Here is an 18,872-nt window from a genome sequence, read left to right as displayed (position 1 = left end):
CCGCCAGAGGGGCACTCAGGGGCCTTCCTGGCGCCTTGCCGCCTCGTCGATCAGGCGCGATTTCCGCGTGACTCCCCGCGCTCCCGGCGTCGAACCGGCAATCGGTCAGTCGCCCGCCGCTGCCCGTATCGGCTCCGGGACCGGCGGCGTTGTGGCCATGGCCGCCTCGCTGTCCGGGGTGTGTCCCCCGTCAGCCGTCGAGTCGTTCCGTGTACGCCTCCGTCGGCGGGGCCGGCACCGGGCTCGTCATGCCCGCCGACCAGAATCCGCCCGTGCCGGGCACGGCGGTCACGTCGTTCAGGTACGGAGCCGTCGCCCCGCCCGCCGGGCCCCGGACGACGGTCCAGCCGTCGCCGTCCCGGCGCAGATACGTACTGCGGCTCTGGTCCTGGTAGTTCCACCCCGATATCCAGGCGGCACGGCCGTGTGCGTCACCCGCGATCCCGGACAGCGACCCGATGGTGAAGCCCGGCTCGACCCGGGTCCACGCCGTGCCGTCCCAGTGCGCGAGGACGGGGTTGCCGGGGCGTCCCGGTGGCCCGCCGACACCGGCCTCCGTGCCGACGGCCCATACGTCGTCCGCGGCGGCCGCGTGCACGTCGCCGATGCCCAGCCGGGCGCCCGCGATCGGCGGCAGGACGGTCCATGCGCCGTTCCACCGGGCCACGAGGCCCGACCAGCCGCCGCCGGACGCCTGGTCGCCGCTGACCCAGACCTCGTCCGGCGTGCGCAGGACGATCCGGTACAGGTTGGCGCTCGCGACCGGCAGCGGATCGAGCCAGGTCCAGCGCTTGCCGTCGCCGAGCAGCAGCCGGGCGGCGCCGCCCCGAGTGCCGCAGATCCACACCCGCCGGTCGGGACCGACCGCCACCGACTCGAGCCTGACACCGGCCTCACCCCGCCCGGGGAAGGACGCCTGGCGCCAGGTCGCCCCGTCCCAGCGCAGCAGCGGACTCGCGTCACCCGCGGGCAGGCCGACGCTCCACGCGGCGGTGGCGCAGACGCCCGCGACATCACTCAGCCGCCCGCTGTAGTCCAGATGCGACAGATCGGTCTTCGACCAGGCGCTGCCGTTCCACACCATGGCCAGTGCCCGACCGCGCGAGGGCCCGGCGAGCCCTTCCTCGCCGACAGCCCAGGCGAGCCCGGCCCCGGCGGCGGATATACGGCGCAGCTGCGCGGCGGGGACGCTGCCTGGTGCCGGGACGGCCCGCCAGTCCTGTACGTTCCGAGCGCCCCGCGACCGGGGTGCCTCCGTGCCGGACCGGGGTGCCTCCGTGCCGGCTCGGGCTGTGCCCGCGCCGAGAGCGATCCCGGAGACCGTGCCGATCGTTCCCGCCACAAATCGTCTTCGCCTCACCGCTGGTCCCTCCACTCGGTCCACTCCGTCGGGGAGATAACCGTCGGGCAGGGACGCGTGGAGGACTAGCCACCCGTGTGACAAATCCAGGCAGGGACAGGCATCCGTCGCGGACAACCAGGCCATCGGAGCCCGCCTTCCGCCTCACCGAAGGCACCGTCGAGTCGCACCTGGCCCGCGTCCACGCCGAGCTCGACGTCGATTTCCGCACGTCCGCCGTCGCCACCGGCATCCGGCTCGGCCTCATCCGACGGTGACGACGCCGCTGCCGCCCTCCCTGGCGAGCAGCCGCGACAGCTCCACGCGGGACCGTACGCCGAGCGCCGCGAACACGTTCCGCAGGTGATGGTCGACGGTGCGGTGGCTCACCGAGAGACGCACCGCCACCTCCCGGTTGGTGGCGCCCTCCGCGACGTGCCGGGCGATGCGCTGCTGCTGCGGGGTCAGCGTCGCCAGCGGACCGGGGCTCGGCTCACCGGCGACCGCCTCGCCCGCCGCACGCAGCTCGGCACGGCTGCGCTCCGCCCAGGCCCGTGCCCCGCACCGCTCGAAGGAGACCAGCGCGTCACGCAGCGGCCCGCGCGCCTCGCGGGTACGGCGACGGCGCCGCAGCCACTGCCCGTACAGGAGCTGCGTACGGCCGCGCTCGAACTCGCCCGGCAGACGGTCATGCTCGGCGACCGCGCTCGCATACGCTGCGGCTGTCTGGTGGGGCGGGGCCAACAGGGCGCGGCAGCGCGCGAGTTGAGCCGACGCCAGCCCGTCGGCGGTCGCCCCGGCCCAATGGGTGAACTCCGCGGTGGCCCGCCGAGCCTCCGCCACGCGCCCCACCTGCACGGCCGCCTCCACGAAACAGGGGACGGCCAGCATGCGCACGGCGAAGTGACCGCACCGCGGCCCGGGGGCGACCAGCGGGGCGAGCCGCGCCGCCGCGTCGGCGGGGCGTCCGGCTGCCAGCTCCGTACGGGCGACGGCCCAGACGGCGAGCGTGGCGGCCTGCGCGAGTCCGCGCGGCCCCGCGCCCGCCGCCGCGGCAGCCGCGTGGGCGGCGCAGGCGTCCGCGTCCCCTTCCACGGACGCGGCGAGCGCGAGGACGGCGTGCAGCGACACGGCGACGTTGGGCTGCCCGATCCGCCGCGCCGCCCCGAGCCCTTCGAGGGCGTGCGCGCGGGCACTGGTGTGACGTCCCGCGCGCAACTCCCCATAGGCCAGGTGTTCCAGCGCACGCGGCAACAGAACCTCGGGCCCATAGGCCCGCACAGCCGCAAGCGCCCGTGCCCCGGCCTCACAGGCGACCTCGACCTCCCCGACCACGAGAGCGGCAACCCCCGCCCGCAACAGCCCCCCGGGCACGCTCGCCCCGCGGGCTTCCTCCGCCCGGGCGGTGCCGTCGAGTCCGGCCGCTTCGGCGCGCAGTGGTCTGTCGAGGACGTCGGTCCTGCGAACCTGTCCTGCCTGCCCGGCTGCGGTAAGGGCGGTCGCTTCGGGGCGCGGTAGCCCATCGGATGTGTCTGTGCGGCGGGCTTCTTCCGGCCGGTCGGCCCCGTCGGCGCTGTGCGCCCCTGCGAGGGAGAGCGCCTCTGGCGCACCCGCCCGGTGCGCCTCTCCCGTCCGGGCGGCCCCGTCAGGCTCGGCCACCCCGGCGCGCGACAACCCGCCGGGCACACCCGCTCCGCCGCCCTCCTCGCCCTGCTCCGCCCCGCGCAAGCCGTCCACGCAGCGGCGCAGCAGCGCGTGGCCCTCTGGGGTGCGGCCTGCGAGGACTGCGCACATTCCTGCTCGGTACGCCTCCAGCATCGGGTCGTCGTCGCAGGGCGGTATGCGCGTCATCGCCTCTCGGTACGCCGCCGCGTCGCCCATCGCCCACGCGGCCTCCGCCGCGCCGATGAGGGCGCGGCGGGCCCGTGCGGGTGGGAGGAGCGCCGCCGCGGTGAGCAGGGACTCCCTGGCGTCGTCGGCCGGGCCGTCGGCGAGGGTGAGCAGGCCGCGCACGCGGTGGACGCCGCCGTGTGCGGGGGCGGCACCGGCCCGCGCCAGCAGCGCGCGTGCCCGTACCGGGTCCCCGGCGAGGCGGGCCGCCTCCGCCGCGTCGGCGAGCCGGTCGGTGCGCGCCCCCGTGTCGGCGGTGAGCGCCGCGGCGCGGGCCAGGGCGGCGGAACGTTCGGCGTGGGGCCGGTGCGTCGCCGCCGCGGCGGCAAGGGACGCGGCGAGCCGCGCGTCGTGGTCGTCCGCCGCGCAGGCGAGCTGCATCAGGCGGGGGAGACGCTCGCGGCAGGCCTGGGCGAGGCGGATGTGGCCCGCTCTGCGGCGGTCGGGCGCGGCACGCCGGAGCACCGCCCGGCGCAGCAACGGGTGGGTGAAGTGCAGCCGTCCGCCCACCGCGACGGCGACTCCCGAGGCTTCGGCGGGAGCAAGTCCCGCGGGGTCTCCGCCCGCGCGCAGGACCAGCGCGAGGTCCGCGCCCGCACCGTCGGGCTCGTGCTCCGCGGCCGCCGCGGCGAGGAGCAGCAGGGCGCGCGCCGGGCCGGGCAGCTCGTCGACGCGGAGTGCGTGGTCGGCGAGGAGGTCTTCGCCGCCGGGCAGGGGGTCGGGCAGCGGGGTGCGGCCGGTCAGCTGGCCGGGGGTGAGGGCGGCGACGAGCGCGCCGAGCAGGCGCGGGTTCCCCGCCGCCTCACGGACCAGCCAGGCGCCGACGACCGGGTCGGCGGTGCCCAGGGTGAGCCGGTCGAGGAGCGAGGCCGCCGCGCCGTCGTCGAGCGGCCCCAGCCGAAGCGTCGCCAGCCCCGCGAACTCGTCCGCGCCGACACGGTGCTCCGCGACGGTCAGCAGTACGGCCACGGGGGCCGGGCCGGGCATTCGGCGGAGGTCCGCCGCGAGAGCCGATCGGGATGCCGCGTCCCAGCGGTGCACATCGTCGGCACAGACCAGCCGCGGTCCGTCCTCCCCGTACACGGCGAGCCGGGCCGGCACGGCCGCCTGCACCGACGGGACCGTGCCGCAGATCCCCCGCGCGTACTCCACCAGCGCGGTACGCCCGAGGCCGGGCGGCGCGGTCAGTACGAGCGCCCCGCCGTGACCGTCCCGCACGCGTCCCACCAGGGACTCCACGGCGGCGATCGCCTCGCGGCGGCCGAACAGTTCGGGCGGCTTCTGAAGGGTCACGCCGGCACGTTACTGTCGCGTAACACGGTCCGGAAGGCCTGCGTCCACAGCTCTGGGCACGCCACCAAACGTCTCTGTGCACGGGCACAGGACGCCCGCGTACCGGCGCGGGACGACCGCCGCCCGGCACCGGACGGCGGTCGTCGTAATCCCACGGGGGACCGGGGGAGGAGCGTCAAGACGTGTGCGGGCAGTTGCCGCGGTACTCCTCGATCGTGAGGCTCGGCCTCGGCAGCGGACAGAGGAACTGCTCGTAGCGGGTGTCACTGTCGATGAACCGCTTCAGCCAGGAAATGCTGTACTTCGCGATCGTCGTGTCGGACGTGTTCGGCGTGAAGTGACTCGCGTTGTTGAGCTCCAGATACGCCTTGTCCAGAGAGCCCGGCAGCGACTCGTAGAACGGCTCGGAGTGACTGGAGACCGGCGCCACGGTGTCCCCGTCCGCGCCCACGACCAGCGTCGGTGTCCGCAGCTCCGGCCAGGTCGTGTCGAGGTTCCAGCCGGTCAGCGGGATCGCCGCCTTGAGCGACGTACGGCTCTTGGCCGCCTCCAGCGTGCCGCCGCCGCCCATCGAGTGGCCCATCACACCGAGCCGGGACGCGTCGACCCGGCCGCGCACCGAGCTCGACTTGGTCAAGTAGTCCAGAGCGGACAGGAGCTGACGTCCCCGGCTGGCGGGCTGGTCGAGGGTGGTGAGCGTGTCGATCGTGAAGACCACGAAACCCTGCGAGGCGAGCCGCGGACCGAGCCACGCGATGCTCGACTGGTAGGCGGTGAAGCCCGGCGAGATGACCACCGCGCCGAACGTGCCGTCGGCGGTCGACGTCGGGTAGTAGATGGTGCCGCCGCCGAACCCGGACACCCCCAGCGAGGAGACGCTGGTCTGCGAGACGGCGTAGGAGCCGCGCGGCGCCTCGATGCTGGAGACGGTCGGGTCGGGGCCGCGCTCGTACGGGTTGTCCGCGGCGGCGTGGGCTCCCGGCGCGAGGCCGGTGCCGAGGAGTCCCGCGGTGGCGACCGTCGCGGCGAGACAGGCCCGCACCACGGGGCGGGAGAAGACGTGCAGCTGCACGGGGGGTCCTCTCGGTCGTGGCGGGAACCACCCGGGCGGCATGCGGTGCGGCATGCGCGGAGAGGGGAACGCCCTGGTGGGGCCCGCCGTTTCGTTGGCGGTCCCCACCGTGGCGCTGATGACGGTGCACGGACATCGGTGAAATCACCGGTGCCGTGCCGCCGTGCCGCTGCCCCCGCGGTCAGAGAGCCGTGCCGAAGGCCTGCGTCCACCAGGGGCCACCGGAGCCGTTGTGGATGCCCACGCCCAGCTCCTTGAAGTCGCAGTTCAGGATGTTGGCCTTGTGGCCGGGGCTCTTCATCCAGGAGTCCATGACCGCCGCGGGGCTCTGCTGGCCGCGGGCGATGTTCTCGCCGTACGTGCTCCAGCGGTAGCCGGCGGCGGTGATGCGGTCGCCGGGGTCCGTGCCGTCGGGGCTCGTGTGGTCGAAGTAGTCGCGGGCCGCCATGTCGGCGGAGTGCTTGGCCGCCGCCGTGGCGAGCTTGCCGTTGGAGCGGACAGGGCCGCAGCCCGCCTTCGCGCGCTCGGTGTTCACCAGGGCCACGACCTGCTCGGCCGTGCCGCTCGGCTGCTGCGGCGCGGGCTTCGGATCGGGCGCCTCGGGCTTCGGCTTCGGCTTCGGCGCGGCGGAGGTACGGTCCGGCGAGGGCTTCGCCTTCTTCTTCTCCTTCTTCGTCTTGCTCGGCTTCGGCTTGGCGCTGGGGGACGCGGAGCGCTTGGGAGAGGCGGAGGGAGCGGCGCTCTTCGCGGCGGACGGGGTCACGGGTGCGGCGGGTGCGGCGGCGGTGGACGGCGTGCTCTCGTCCGCGTCCGGGCTCGTGAGGAGGTGCACGGCGGCGCCTCCGATGCCGAGCGCCACGACCGCGGCGGCCACTCCTGTCGTACGCCGCCGGCGCCTGGCCCGATCACGGCGGGCCTGCGCCCGAGCGGAGACCTGACCGGACGAACCGTCGCCGGACGTGCCGGAGACGGCGGACGCCGAACCGACCTCGACGAGATCGGGCGGCAGGACGAGACCCGCGAGCACGGCGCCCACGGGCACGAGCCCCAGACCCACGAGCAGCCCCTCGGCGGGCACCAGGTTCGACCAGTGGCCCTCACAGACGGAGCAGCCCCGGGCGTGGCGCGCCAGCCGCTTGCGCCACAGAGCCGACGGCACGCCGTCCCAGCCGGCGGTGATCTGCCGGAGCCCCCCGCACGGCGGGTTGGCCGACAGTGCGCGTACGACCACGCGCGCGGTTTCCAGCTGGGCCTTCATGCGCTGCACCCGTACCGCCGCGTGCTGCGGGGACAGCTCGAGCGCCTCGGCGACCTCCGCCCGCGTGAGCTCGCCCGCGGACTCCAGCCACCACAGCGACAGCAGCGCCCGGTCGTCCTCGTCCAGCCAGCGCGTCGCCTCGGCGGTCTCCCTGCGCTGCCCCGAAAGCCCGAGCCGCGTGATGGTCAGATCGACGAAGTCCGCGCCCGGATCCACCACGTCGTACGCGTCGGCGAGACCGCCGCCGGCGGGTATCGCGCCCGAGGCGCGCTCCCGCCAGTGCCCGCGTATCTGGTTCATGGTGATGGCGACCAGCCAGCTGCGGAAGGTCTCCGGGCCGCGCAGACCGTCCAGGCCGCCGAGGACACGCAGCATGGTCTCCTGCACCACGTCGTCGACGTCCGCATGGCCGTTCAGGGCCCGTCCGACGATGTTGTAGACCAGCGGCAGATACTCCGCCACCAGCGCGTCCTGCGCCTGCTGGTTCCCGTCCTGCGCTGCCCTGATCATCGCGATGTGGCGTTCGCTGCTCACGCTGTGTCCACTCTCTATGTGGGGGGCCTGTCTCCTCCGACACAGAGGAGACGCCCTGAGCCCGCCTCGATAACAGAAACCGCGCACAAAATATGCACGGTTTCCGTCGAACCCGGTCTGCTGACCGTATCGAGTGGAGTCCGACCCTCGACATGAGGTGCAGGCCGGTGGTTCAGGAGCCTGCCGAGACCGGCGAGTCCGTCCTGTCGGCCACCGACTGCTCGGTTGCGGACTTCGGTATGGCCTTGTCGTGGCGCAGCGCGTTCCACACCTGGTGCGAGGCCTTGTCGTGCGGCAGGACGCGGCCCGCGTCCTGTGCGTCGTAGGTCACCGGCATCGTCACCATGTCGGTGTCGTCGGGGCCGACGCCCTTGAGGTCCTTGGCCAGGCCGAGCAGCTTGTCGGCCGACGCGAGGTCGGAGTCGGCGCTGACCGTCTTGGTCGCGGTGTCCGCGAGGCCGTAGGCCTTGGCGGGGTTGCTGAGCGGGTCGACGGTGTCGGCGCGGTGGATCAGGGCCTTGATGAAAGCCTGCTGGAGCTGGATCCGGCCCAGGTCGCTGCCGTCGCCCACGCCGTGCCGGGTGCGGACCAGCGCGAGGGCGTCCTCGCCCTTCAGCGTGTGCTTGCCCGCGGTCAGCGAGAGACCGCTGTTGGGGTCCTTGATGGCCTTGTGAGTGGTGATGTCCACGCCGCCGAGCTCGTCGATGAGCTTCTGGAACCCCTTGAAGTCGACTTCGAGGTAGTGGTCCATGCGCAGGCCCGACATCTGCTCGACCGTCTTCACCGTGCAGGCGGGCCCTCCCACCTGGTACGACGAGTTGAACATGGCCTGCTGGGCGCCCGCCGCGGCGCCGTGGGACGTCACGCACTGCGGCCGCTCGACCATCGTGTCGCGCGGGATGCTGACGACCGAGGCCTTCTGGTGGGTCTTGTCGACGTGCAGGACCATCGCCGTGTCGGCACGGGCCCCCTGCACACCGGCGCCGTACCGGCCGTGGGTTCCCGCCCGCGAGTCCGAGCCGAGCAGGAGGATGTTCATCGATCCGTCCCGCTGCTCCGCGGGCCTGTCGTGGCCGAGAGCGGCGTCGACGTCCGTGCCCTGGATGTTGCCGTCGAGGTGCTGCCAGGCGTAGGCGACGCCTCCGCCACCGGCAAGGACCAGGCCCAGGGCACCCCACGCGACATAGCGCAGGGCCTTCTTGCGTGGCTTGCGCCGCGAGCCGCGGACCCGGGCGGGCCCGTAGGCGGGCACCGAGGGGCCGTCCGCCGGGTGTGCCGGGTGCTCGTTCTGGCTCTCGTGCGGCATGCGCTGTCTCTCCTCGCGAATCAGGTGTCCGGGAAACTCGGGGGTTCCGGGACTCAGTACGCGGAGTCGACGTTGTCGATGGAGCCGTACTTGTCGGCGGCGTAGTTGGCGGCCGCGGTGATGTTGGCGACCGGGTCGGTCAGGCTGTTGGGGGTGCCCTCGACGTGGTAGGCGTCGAAGGTCGGCTGGATGACCTGCAGCAGGCCCTTGGACGGCGTGCCGTTCTGGGCGTTCACGTCCCAGCCGTTCTGCGCGTTCGGGTTGCCCGAGGACTCACGCATGATGTTGCGGTGCAGACCCTCGTAGGAGCCGGGAATGCCCTTGGCCTTCATGATGTCGAGGGACTCGCGGATCCAGCCGTCGAGGTTCTCGGGGTACTTCTTGTCGCCCGCGGCCTGCGGGGCGGCGGCAGCGGCCTTCGCGGGCTCCGCGGCGTGGGCGGGGGAGGGGACGAGGGTCAGTGCGGCGGCGGCCGCTCCCGCGGCGGCGATGCCGGCGACGGAGAACTTGCGGGTGCGAGCGGTGCGCGTCAGGGACATGCGGGTGCAACTCCTGGGTGGGGACGAGATGGGCGCCGGATCGGCAGGCGACTGTGCCTGATGTGCGATCCCGGGCGTCCCGAAGACTCAGCCAGGGTTAGCTGCGCCCGGGGTCGGGCGCAATGATGTGACGTACTACCGCGATACGAAGACGCCCTGGCGGAGGCCGTGCCCCATGAGGCTCCCGGCCCCGGCTGAGGCCTGACGGCGCCTACTACCGTCCTTAGCATGTGACGTGGCCCCTATGAGGGGCTTCACAGCCGTGGAGGCCTCCGAGTGGCCTGGGTCACCGGGATTCCGGGTAGCCGCCACCGCCGCTCGGAGACGCGCCCGCGGCCGGTGCTCAGTTGCCGCTCGGAGCCACGTTTCCGCCGGTCACGCGGACGTAGTCGACGACCAGCTGCTGGGGGAAGGTCGTGCTGCCGTCGGGGTCGCCGGGCCAGTACCCGCCGACCGCGAGGTTCAGGATGAGGAAGAAGGGCTTGTCGAAGACCCACCTGTTGCCGTTGAGGTCGGCCGGGGTGCGGGTCTGGTAGACACGGCCGTCCACGGACCAGGTCACCTTGTTCGGCGACCAGTCCACCGCGAACGTGTGGAACTTGTCCGCGAACGCCTCGCCGCCGGGCAGCGTGTACCCCGCGCCGATCCCGCCCGACCCCGAGTAGCCCGGCCCGTGCAGCGTGCCGTGCACGGTGGACGGCTCGAAGCCGACGTTCTCCATCACGTCGATCTCGCCGCTGTTCGGCCAGCCCACGCTGCCGATGTCGGCGCCGAGCATCCAGAACGCGGGCCACATGCCCTGGCCGCGCGGCACCTTCATCCGCGCCTCGACGTGCCCGTACGTGCTCGTGAACTTGCCGGAGGTGTTGAGCCTGGCCGAGGTGTACTCGCAACGCCCGTACCAGCACTGGTAGTTGCCGGGGTTCTCCTTGCGGGCGGTGATGACCAGATTGCCCTGGCCGTCGAGTGCCGCGTTCTTGTTGCCCGACGTGTAGTACTGCCGCTCGTGGTTGTTGACGTTGTCGCCGGTCTCGATCTGCCACTTGCCGCCGTCGACCGCCGCTCCCGCGGGGCCGTTGAAGTCGTCGGTGAACGTGCTGGCCGCCGGTGCGGCGGAGCGGGCCGGGGCCGGGGACGCGTTCTCCGCAGAGGCGGTGGGCGGCACGCCGAGGCTCGCCACGCCGCAGACCAGGGCGAGCGCGCCGAGCTTGGTGCGGCGACTGAGGGAGGTGGGCACTGTCATCACATCGCTTCGCGTGGGGGGTGGGGGGAGCGTGCGTGAAGATGCACAAGGCATGCGCATGACAAGTAGGCGTCGAGAAGTGAACGCGACGTACCATTCGTCGCGCCCACTTCGTTCACTGCTTGATTTAAGGCAGACTCCCGGGCCCCGTCAAGGAGTTGGTGCGGACCGGCCTCGTTCGTCAGCGGGCCGGCATCGAGCGGTACATGCCGATCGAGTCGTGCGTCGCGGTGTCGGCGAAGCCGAACTTCTCGTAGAGGTGGCGCGCGGGTCCGTCCGCGATCAACGAGACGTACGCGGTCGCGGGAGCGCGCCGCTCCAGTTCCTCGGTGAGCGCCGCCATGATGCGCCTGCCGAGGCCCCGCCCCTGGTGAGCGGGGTGTACGCAGATGTCGACGAGCTGGAACGCGGTGCCGCCGTCGCCGATGATCCGGCCCATGCCGATCGGCTCGCCCTCGTGGTGGAGCACCACGCCGTGCCAGGTGTTCGGCAGGGCGAGCGCGACGGCTTCGGGTGCCTTGTCGGAGAGGCCGGCGTCGGTGCGCAGGCGGCGGAAGGTCTCGACGGACGGCACTTCCGCGCGCAGCTCGTATGGGTCACCGTAAGGGTCACTATTCTCATTCATGCATTACATGCTAGCGGTCTGCCGCCGGGTCAGTGCCGCTGGAACGTCACCTCGGGATGCCCCGGCGACGGCCCGTCGAGCAGCGGCTGCGGGGTACCGCGCAGGTGTTGCTCGTAGAACGCGCCGATGTAGGCCCGGGTGATCTGTTCCGAGCGCTCACCGGACAGCGGCGCCTCCGGGTCGACCACACCCGCCTGCGCGGCGAGCACAGGCACGTCGGTGAAGGTGAAGTGCCCCGAACCCTTGACGGTGAGCCACCGTTTCCAACCGTCCATGCCCTCCCAGATCTCGTCCCAGTTCTCGCCGTCCTCGACACCGGGCGTGTGGGCGGTCTCGGTGCCGATCATCAGGAACGGGCGGTCGCCGAGACCGGTGGGACGGGTGTGGAAGTGACCGTCCATGTTCATGCCGGCCCGCACCCGTCGGTCGGTGGTCATGGCGGCGAGCGCGCCGGAACCGCCGATGGAGTGCCCGCCCGCGCCGATCCGCTTCCCGTCGATCATGCGGGCGTGCCGCCAGGCGTTCTTGCCGCCCGTCAGCCGGTCGATGACGTACGAGATGTCCTTGGCCCGCCCCTTCGTGGCGAGTTCGCCGCCGCCCGGCTCGTCGACGGGCGCGCAGGCCCGGCAGGTCAGGACGCGCCCACCGGGGAACGCCGTGCCGACGGACTCGTAGGCGTGGTCGACGGTGGCCACGACGAAGCCCCGGCTCGCCAGGTCCTCGGCGAGGTGCGTCAGCGTGGAGCGCGGGGCGGTGAACCCGGGGGAGAGCACGATCAGCGGGAACCGCCCCGGCGCGGGCCGCACCCCGGTGCGGGCGTGGGTACGGGTGTCGGCGTACGCGGCGGGGGGAAGCAGGTCCTCCTTCTTCCACCACTCCAGCAGGAGCCGCGCCTCCTCCTGCGACGTGTAGGCGGTGGGGTGCCCGCCCCCGTGCCGCCCGGGGTAGTACACGGACGCCATCAGCTCACGTGCGCCCGCCGACGGCACCCACGGGTCGGGGCGGCTCCTGTCGACGAGGTGCAGCGTGTCGCGTCCCACCGCGTACGGGCCGGTGGGACGCGGAAGCCGGAGTGGAGCCGTGGACCTGGTGTCCGCCGCGGGGGCGGCACTCGCCGAGGCCCGACCGGAGGAACCGTCCCCCGCCGCGGCGAAGGCGGTCGCGCCGCCCGCGAGAGGGACGGCGAGAGAGAGGACGAGGGCGGTGGCAAGGGCGCGTCTGCGCGCGGCGCTCCGTGATGCTGTCATGCCAAAGGACGCTAGTGCGGGGCCGGTTGGCGCCGCGTCGGCCCCTGGTACCGCGCAGCACCAGACTCTGGGGGTACGCGCGCGGGAAACATCAGCTCCAAGGCGTACGCCACCTCCCCAACCCCCCTTTGACACGCGCCGGACCCACCCTTCGTAGAGTCACCGGGTGAACGAACACCACGCACCAGATCCCCACCTGCCGATGCTGACCCACCCGCAGGCCGAACACCTGCGGAGCCTGACAGCCGATCACCTCCTCACCCGCCACGGCATACGCCCGCGGATCGAGGGCGCTGCCGTGCTGTGGGGCGACGGACGCCGCAGTCCCCTCCCGAACCTGGCGCACCAGTGCCGCGCCACGCCGGAGGAGCACTGGCCCCGCCTGGTCGAACAGCACTTCACGACGCTGGAGAACGGCTCACGGGGCGGGGAGAGCGCACAGGAACTGCTGGAGGGAACCGTCCTGCGGCTCCTGCCCGACGACGCCTTCCCCGCCGAGACGGCGAACAGCTTCCGCTACACGCGCCCGGTCGCCGAGGGGCTGCTCCTTGCGCTCGCCCTCGACACACCCACCTCCGTGCGCATCCTCACCGACCACGACGTCGCACGCGCCGGACTGGATGAGCTGTGGGTGGCCGCCCGCAACAACCTGATCCGCGAACTCGTCGAGCACGACGAGGTCACCGGACCGCAGGGTGCGCGGCTGTGGACCGTGTACGGCGACTCCCACTTCGTGGCCAGCAAAGCGCTCGTGCTCCCCGAACTGGCCCGCGCGACCACCGGCAAGGACCTGCCGGAGGCGGGCGCGCTCGTCGTCCTGCCCAGCCGCAACCTGCTGGCGTTCCACCCCATCGAGGACGGCACGGTGGTGGACGCGGTCAACGACCTGGGCGCGTACGCGCTCGGCGCCTACGAGGACGGCCCCGGCGCACTCTCCCCGCGGCTGTACTGGTGGCACGAGGGCCGCATGACCTCGCTCACCGCCATCGACCACGAGACCCGCTCCTTCTCCGTGGCGCCGCCGCCCGAGCTGATGCAGCTGATGAAGAAGCTGCACGCGGAGAGCGCACACGCCCCCGCGGAACCGCGGACCGCGTCCGCCGCGGTCCCCGCGGGCACGCCGGTCGGAGCCGAAGCCGACGCCGCCGACCTGGACCCCGCCGCCGCGGCCGAGGGCATCGTCCGGCTCGCGCAGAGCGATGCGGGCGTCGCCCACACCTTCGCCGCGACGAAGCGCCTCAGCGACGTCCGCTTCGCCGCGGACCCCGACGGCGCGCGCCTGGAGACCTGGGAGGCGTGGGTGTGGGCGATGCAGACCGGCTCGGCGCTGTTCCGCACGACCGTCGCCACCGAGGGCACGGTCGAGTGCCGCATCACCGACCGCACCCTGCGCCTGCCCGCCACCGGACCCGTGCCCGGCGCGGACGCCCGCGCCTGGCTCGACGCGTTCTACCTCGCCACCGTCTGCAGGGAACAGGACCGGCTGACGCTGCTCTGCAACGTGCCGCTGGACGACCTGCGCCGCGCCGCCCCCGCCGACGCCTACGTCTTCCACTGGATCCAGACACTGCGGGCGTTCTGGCTCAGGCAGCCCATGGACGACGTGGTCCAGCACCTCATCGCCACCATGGAGACCTCCCACCCCCACGTCGCGACCCGCACCCCCGGCGACTTCCTCAACCTCATCGACCACCAGCCGGCCGCCCTCATGCACCGCCTGATCGCGGGTGACCGCGACGCCTTCGCCAAGGCCCTCGCCGAAGCGCTCGCGCACCACGAGCGGTACTGGAGCGACAGGTCGGGCGCCGCGACCACCGCGCTGTACAGCCGCATCGCCCTCGGCCCGCTCGCGCTGGCATGCCTGGCACACGACTCGGACTTCCCCGTCGACGACACGTCGCCCTACCTGCCGAAGCACCTCCTCAAGCGCGACTGGCTCGGCGAGTTCCCCACGTAGGGCCGTGACGAGCCCGGGCGCAGGCGGGGTCAGAACACCGGCGGGTCAGAACACCGGCGTGTTGGCGTCGATGGGTGTTGTCCACGGCGGTGCCGATGGGCGAGTGTTCTGTGTCATGGACTGTGACCGGCACAACACCGTGTTGCCTCTGTCCCGACGTCAACTGTTCGTCGCCGCGGGCGCGTCCGGGGCCGCCGTCGCCCTGGGGACCGCGACCCCGGCACCCGCCAGGCCGCGCACCGCGGTGCCCCTCTCGTTCACCCGCGTGACGAACGGCGCGGCGACGCTCGCACCGGGCGCGGACCGCCTGATCGTCGAGGCGCAGGCCACCCTGTGGTCCCTGCCCCGCACCGGCGGCGAAGCGGTGCCGCTGACACCGGCCGGACTCGAACCGAACCGTCCCGTCCACGCGCCGGACGGGACGTCGGTGGCCTTCAGCGCCTACCAGGACGGCGGCTTCCACATCTGGACGATGCGCGCCGACGGATCGGCGCTGCGACAGCGCACCGAGGGGCCCTGGGACGACCGGGGCCCCGCCTGGTCTCCCGACGGCTCGCGGATCGCCTTCGCGTCGGAGCGGGGCGGCGACCCGGTGCGCGGCGGCTCGTACCGCATCCATGTCCTGGACCTCGCGAGCGGCGACATCGTCCGCGTGACCGGCCGCCCCGGCCAGGACGGCCCGCTGCAGGACGGCCCGTGGGAGGACTTCGACCCCACGTGGTCACCGGACGGCGAACGCCTCCTCTTCGTCCGCGGCAGACCCGTCGCGACGCAGACGGGCAGCACGCTGGAGGCCCGCACCATCGCGTCCGTGGCCGCGGGCGGCGCGGGCCCCGTCGCCGTCACCCACACCGAGCCCGCGAAGGCGCAGGTGATGACGCCCGCCCTCGCCCCGGACGGAGAACGCCTCGCCTACCTGCGGACCACGGCCGCACCCGACGCGTCCTGCACGCTGGTCGTCGACGGCAAGCCCGTCGCGCTCGACGGCGACCTGGCTCCCGTGCCGCCGCGCTGGACGGAGGACGGCAGGCTGCTGCTCACACTGGACGGCCGTTTCACGCTCGTACGTCCTGAGAGCGGCAGCAAGCCTGAGGACCCCGGCAGCCGTTCGCGCGCCGGCGCCCCGGAAGTGATCCCCTTCGACGCCACCCTGCCCGTGAAACGCCCGCACTACCGGGTCAAGGAGTACGACCTGGGGCTCGGGCGGACACGCCCCACGCGTGGCATCCACCTTCCCGCACTCTCACCCGACGGCCGCCGGGTCGCCTTCGCCGCGCTCAACTCCCTCTGGGTGGCTCACACTTCGGGTGGCGAACCGCCCCGCCGACTGCACCGCGCACCAGCCACCTGCTACCTGCTCGCGCCGACCTGGGCAAGGGACGGCAAGTCCCTGATCTACGCCGACGACCGCGACGGACTGCTCGGCGTGTACCGCCACGATCTCGCCACCGGCACCGAAACCGCACTGGCGACCGGAGGCCGAACCCACCCCGCTCTCTCGCCCGACGGCGAACGGCTCGCCTGCCTCGACATGACCGGCCGCCTCGTCGTACGCGACCTGGCATCCGGCACCGAACGCGCGCTGGTCACGCCACTCGGCGGCGGAGGCCTCCCGGGCCGCCCCAGTTGGTCACCCGACGGCCGCTACCTCGCGTTCTGCGACCGGAACCGCATCAATCACCGCTTCCGCGAGGGCTACAACCTGATCCGCGTCGTCGACACGAGCACCGGGGCGGACCGCCTGCACGCCGTGGCGCCGCACGCCTCGCTCGCCGACCGGTACGACTCGGGACCCGTCTGGTCCCCGGACGGCCGCTGGCTCGCCGTCATCGTCGAGTCGGCACTGTGCCTGCTGCCCGTGACGCCCGACGGAACGCCCCGCGGCGCACTGCGGGTGCTCTCCGACGAACCGGCCGACCACCCGTCGTGGGCGGGGGACTCGAAGTCGCTCCTGTACCTGTCGAGCGGACGGCTGCGCCTGATCGGCACGGGCACGGGCACCGGCACCGGCAACGGGAACGAGGGCCGTCCGCGCACGGTCCGGGTGCCGCTGGACCAGCGCAGGCCCACGCCCGCGGACGTCGTCGTCCACGCGGGACGGCTGTGGGACGGCACCGGGGACGAGGTACGGGACGACGTCGACATCGTGGTCCGCGCCGGCCGCATCACCTCCGTACGCCCCCACCGTCCCGCAGGCCCCGCCCGCCCCGCGGACCGCCGTGTCGACGCCTCGCACCACACGGTCGTCCCCGGCCTGTGGGACACGCACACGCACCCCTGGCAGACGACCTACGGCGGACGTCAGACAGCGGGCCAGCTGACGTACGGCATCACCACCGCCGTCTCACTGGGCGGCTTCGCCTACGAACAGGCCCGCATCCGCGAGGCCGTGTACGCGGGCGAGCTGGCGGGCCCCCGCCTGCTCACGTCCGGCGAACTGCTCGACGGCGCCCGCGTCGCGTACAGCATGGGCCGCGCCCACCGGAGCCGGGCGGCACTCAAACGCTCCCTGCGACGCGGGGCCGCGCTCGACTGGGACTTCGTCAAGACCTATGTGAGGGCGCCCGGTTGGGTGATGGAGGAGGCGGCGCGCTTCGCGCACGAGGAGCTGGGAGTACGCACGGGCGGCCACCTCCTCTCGCCCGGCATCCAACTCGGACAGGACCTGACGACCCACCTGCAGGCCACCCAGCGCGCGGAGTTCGGGCACGCCATCACGGCCACCGGCCGCGCGTGGGACGACGTCATCGAGATCTACAGCGCGCGGGGAGCCGCGTTCTCCCTCATCGCCACACCGTTCACCTCGGCCCCCCTGCTCGGCGCGGACCCGGCACTCGCGGACGACCCGCGCGTCACCGCGGTGATGCCACCGTGGGACGCGGCGGCGGTGAAGGCGGGGGCGGCCGTACCGCCGAGCGAGGCCCAACTGGCGACACTCCGCAGGGAAACCGACATCTACCGTCGCATCCTGTCGGCGGGAGGCCAGGTTGCCCTCGGCACGGACCAGCCCATCGTCCCGGTGGGCCTAGCCCTCCACCTGGGCCTGCGCGCCCTCCACCTGGGCGGCCTGACCCCGGCGGAGACACTGCGCACCGCGACCGTACGGCCCGCCCGGGTGTTCGGCCTCGACCGCCACCTCGGCACGGTCGAAGCAGGCAAGATCGCCGACCTGACGATGGTGGACGGTGACCCGTTCACGGACTTCGACACGATGGTGCGGACGGTGTCGGTGCTCCGCGGCGGAACCCTCTACAGGACGGCGGACCTGACCTCGGCTTTCGAACGACTACGCCGACAGCGGCAGCGACGGCGACGGCAGGACGAGGGGGAGGAGCACTGGCTGCAGGTGGGCCACCTGATGCGGAGAGACGGGTGCTGCACGCCGGCGGGCTGAGCGCGGCGCTCCGGTGCTCCGCGCTTTGGGCCCGGCTCCGCGGAGGCCCGCTACTCGCTCGCTACTCGATTGCTACTCGAAGCGGGAGGTGTCGCCCGCGCCGCGCCGTACGATCTCCGCCTCGCCGTCGGAGAAGTCGATGACGGTGGTCGGCTCCGTACCGCAGTCGCCGGAGTCGATGACCGCGTCCACGAGGTGGTCGAGACGCTCCTTGATGTCCCAGCCCTGGGTCAGCGGCTCCTCCTGGTCGGGCAGGAGGAGCGTGCTGGACAGCAGCGGCTCGCCGAGCTCGGAGAGGAGCGCCTGAGTGACCGTGTGATCGGGGATGCGCACGCCGACCGTCTTCTTCTTCGGGTGCATCATCTGACGCGGCACCTCTTTGGTGGCGGGCAGGATGAAGGTGTAACTGCCGGGCGTGGCGGCCTTGATGGCGCGGAACACGTCGTTGTCGAGATGAACGAACTGCCCCATCTGCGCGAAGCTCTCGCACATCAGCGTGAAGTGGTGCCGGTCGTCGAGCTGACGGATCGAGCGGATGCGGTCCATGCCGTCACGGCTGCCGAGCTGACACCCCAGCGCGTAACAGGAATCCGTCGGATACGCGACGAGCGCGCCGGAGCGGATCCCGTCGACGACGCTGCTGATGCTGCGGCGCTGGGGGTTGTCGGGGTGCACGTCGAAGTACTTGGCCATTGTTCGAGTCTAGGTGACACGGATGTGACCGCGAGCGCTAGGCGCCGCCGATGAAATCGAGCAGATCCCGGTTGACGGCCTCGGCGTGGGTGACGCAGATGCCGTGCCCGGCCAGGGAGTACTCCTTGTAGAGGCTGTCCGGCACCGTCTTGGCCAGCCGCCGGCCGCAGAGGGCGACGGGAGCGGAGGCGTCGGCGTCGCCGTGCAGGATCAGGGTCGGCACCTCGATCGCGGCGGCCTCGGTACGGAGATCGGTGCGGAACGCGGTGTTCACCGCTTCGACGGCGGCTATGGCCGAACAGTCGAGGCACTGCCGGACCATCCAGTCCATGAGCCCGGTGGAGACGTTGTTGCCGAGGTGCGTCGCGAAGAACGCCTGCGAGTTCTGCGCCATCCAGCGCGGCCGGTCCTTGGTCCGCTCGGCGGTCATGGCATCGAACACCTCCCGCGGAATGTGAACTCCGGCATGAGGTGGGTCCTTT

General features: G+C 72.8%; 14 protein-coding genes. 3 read left to right on the top strand and 11 right to left on the bottom strand.

The features are described from left to right. Positions 1–190: 190 nt before the first annotated feature. Positions 191–1,342 (bottom strand): hypothetical protein, encoded by a 1,152-nt coding sequence (locus tag DEJ47_RS00770; protein WP_150175343.1) that lies wholly within the window; start codon positions 1,340–1,342, stop codon positions 191–193. Positions 1,343–1,437: 95 nt separating this feature from the next. Here DEJ47_RS00770 and DEJ47_RS37565 point away from each other — a divergent pair, with 95 nt between their 5' ends. Continuing rightward, positions 1,438–1,617 (top strand): hypothetical protein, encoded by a 180-nt coding sequence (locus tag DEJ47_RS37565; protein ID WP_398337838.1) that lies wholly within the window; start codon positions 1,438–1,440, stop codon positions 1,615–1,617. On the opposite strand, the gene DEJ47_RS00760 is transcribed toward DEJ47_RS37565, so the two are convergent. The 8 genes from DEJ47_RS00760 to DEJ47_RS00725 all read right to left on the bottom strand — a co-directional run bounded on the left by DEJ47_RS00760 (position 1,604) and on the right by DEJ47_RS00725 (position 12,346). After that, positions 1,604–4,522: a LuxR C-terminal-related transcriptional regulator gene (locus DEJ47_RS00760; protein ID WP_190415203.1), complete on the bottom strand. Its 2,919-nt coding sequence runs from the start codon at positions 4,520–4,522 to the stop codon at positions 1,604–1,606. The two genes, DEJ47_RS37565 and DEJ47_RS00760, sit on opposite strands and share 14 nt — an antisense overlap. A gap of 175 nt (positions 4,523–4,697) precedes the next feature. Then, positions 4,698–5,648, bottom strand: coding sequence for an alpha/beta hydrolase family protein (locus DEJ47_RS00755; RefSeq protein ID WP_190415724.1), 951 nt, complete (start codon positions 5,646–5,648; stop codon positions 4,698–4,700). Between the two features lie 127 nt (positions 5,649–5,775). Next, on the bottom strand, positions 5,776–7,386 hold the full coding sequence (locus DEJ47_RS00750) for a sigma-70 family RNA polymerase sigma factor (RefSeq protein ID WP_398337841.1): 1,611 nt from the start codon (positions 7,384–7,386) through the stop codon (positions 5,776–5,778). A gap of 172 nt (positions 7,387–7,558) precedes the next feature. Further along, positions 7,559–8,692 (bottom strand): LCP family protein, encoded by a 1,134-nt coding sequence (locus DEJ47_RS00745; protein WP_150163993.1) that lies wholly within the window; start codon positions 8,690–8,692, stop codon positions 7,559–7,561. 53 nt (positions 8,693–8,745) lie between these two features. Further along, positions 8,746–9,231 carry a transglycosylase SLT domain-containing protein gene (locus DEJ47_RS00740; RefSeq protein ID WP_150163992.1) on the bottom strand — a complete coding sequence of 162 codons (486 nt, stop codon included), beginning with the start codon at positions 9,229–9,231 and terminating at the stop codon, positions 8,746–8,748. 343 nt (positions 9,232–9,574) lie between these two features. Continuing rightward, on the bottom strand, positions 9,575–10,474 hold the full coding sequence (locus tag DEJ47_RS00735; RefSeq protein ID WP_150163991.1) for a family 16 glycosylhydrolase: 900 nt from the start codon (positions 10,472–10,474) through the stop codon (positions 9,575–9,577). Positions 10,475–10,655: 181 nt separating this feature from the next. After that, positions 10,656–11,099 carry a GNAT family N-acetyltransferase gene (locus DEJ47_RS00730; RefSeq protein ID WP_150163990.1) on the bottom strand — a complete coding sequence of 148 codons (444 nt, stop codon included), beginning with the start codon at positions 11,097–11,099 and terminating at the stop codon, positions 10,656–10,658. A 29-nt stretch (positions 11,100–11,128) separates the two neighbouring features. Then, positions 11,129–12,346 (bottom strand): alpha/beta hydrolase family protein, encoded by a 1,218-nt coding sequence (locus tag DEJ47_RS00725; RefSeq protein ID WP_150163989.1) that lies wholly within the window; start codon positions 12,344–12,346, stop codon positions 11,129–11,131. Positions 12,347–12,512: 166 nt separating this feature from the next. Here DEJ47_RS00725 and DEJ47_RS00720 point away from each other — a divergent pair, with 166 nt between their 5' ends. Then, positions 12,513–14,303, top strand: coding sequence for an immunity 49 family protein (locus DEJ47_RS00720; protein ID WP_223828175.1), 1,791 nt, complete (start codon positions 12,513–12,515; stop codon positions 14,301–14,303). A gap of 115 nt (positions 14,304–14,418) precedes the next feature. Further along, complete coding sequence (locus tag DEJ47_RS00715; protein WP_150163988.1) at positions 14,419–17,697, top strand: amidohydrolase family protein; 3,279 nt, start codon at positions 14,419–14,421, stop codon at positions 17,695–17,697. A gap of 72 nt (positions 17,698–17,769) precedes the next feature. Here DEJ47_RS00715 and DEJ47_RS00710 read toward each other — a convergent pair whose 3' ends face one another. Then, a complete protein-coding gene (locus DEJ47_RS00710; protein ID WP_150163987.1) occupies positions 17,770–18,390 on the bottom strand; it encodes an L-threonylcarbamoyladenylate synthase in 621 nt (206 codons plus the stop codon). 37 nt (positions 18,391–18,427) lie between these two features. After that, positions 18,428–18,820, bottom strand: coding sequence for an alpha/beta fold hydrolase (locus DEJ47_RS00705; RefSeq protein ID WP_190415201.1), 393 nt, complete (start codon positions 18,818–18,820; stop codon positions 18,428–18,430). Positions 18,821–18,872 lie beyond the last annotated feature (52 nt).

This window comes from Streptomyces venezuelae, assembly GCF_008642355.1.
Classification (GTDB): Bacteria; Actinomycetota; Actinomycetes; order Streptomycetales; family Streptomycetaceae; genus Streptomyces; species Streptomyces venezuelae_B.
Note: the sequence above shows the minus strand (reverse complement) of the source record. Positions and strands in the feature narration are given on the sequence as shown.

Coding starts and splice junctions, on each gene's coding strand:
- DEJ47_RS00755 (WP_190415724.1), bottom strand. CDS start 5,648: ATGCCGCACCGCATGCCGCCCGGGTGGTTCCCGCCACGACCGAGAGGA.
- DEJ47_RS00745 (WP_150163993.1), bottom strand. CDS start 8,692: ATGCCGCACGAGAGCCAGAACGAGCACCCGGCACACCCGGCGGACGGC.
- DEJ47_RS00740 (WP_150163992.1), bottom strand. CDS start 9,231: ATGTCCCTGACGCGCACCGCTCGCACCCGCAAGTTCTCCGTCGCCGGC.
- DEJ47_RS00735 (WP_150163991.1), bottom strand. CDS start 10,474: ATGACAGTGCCCACCTCCCTCAGTCGCCGCACCAAGCTCGGCGCGCTC.
- DEJ47_RS00730 (WP_150163990.1), bottom strand. CDS start 11,099: ATGAATGAGAATAGTGACCCTTACGGTGACCCATACGAGCTGCGCGCG.
- DEJ47_RS00725 (WP_150163989.1), bottom strand. CDS start 12,346: ATGACAGCATCACGGAGCGCCGCGCGCAGACGCGCCCTTGCCACCGCC.
- DEJ47_RS00715 (WP_150163988.1), top strand. CDS start 14,419: ATGGACTGTGACCGGCACAACACCGTGTTGCCTCTGTCCCGACGTCAA.
- DEJ47_RS00710 (WP_150163987.1), bottom strand. CDS start 18,390: ATGGCCAAGTACTTCGACGTGCACCCCGACAACCCCCAGCGCCGCAGC.
- DEJ47_RS00705 (WP_190415201.1), bottom strand. CDS start 18,820: ATGACCGCCGAGCGGACCAAGGACCGGCCGCGCTGGATGGCGCAGAAC.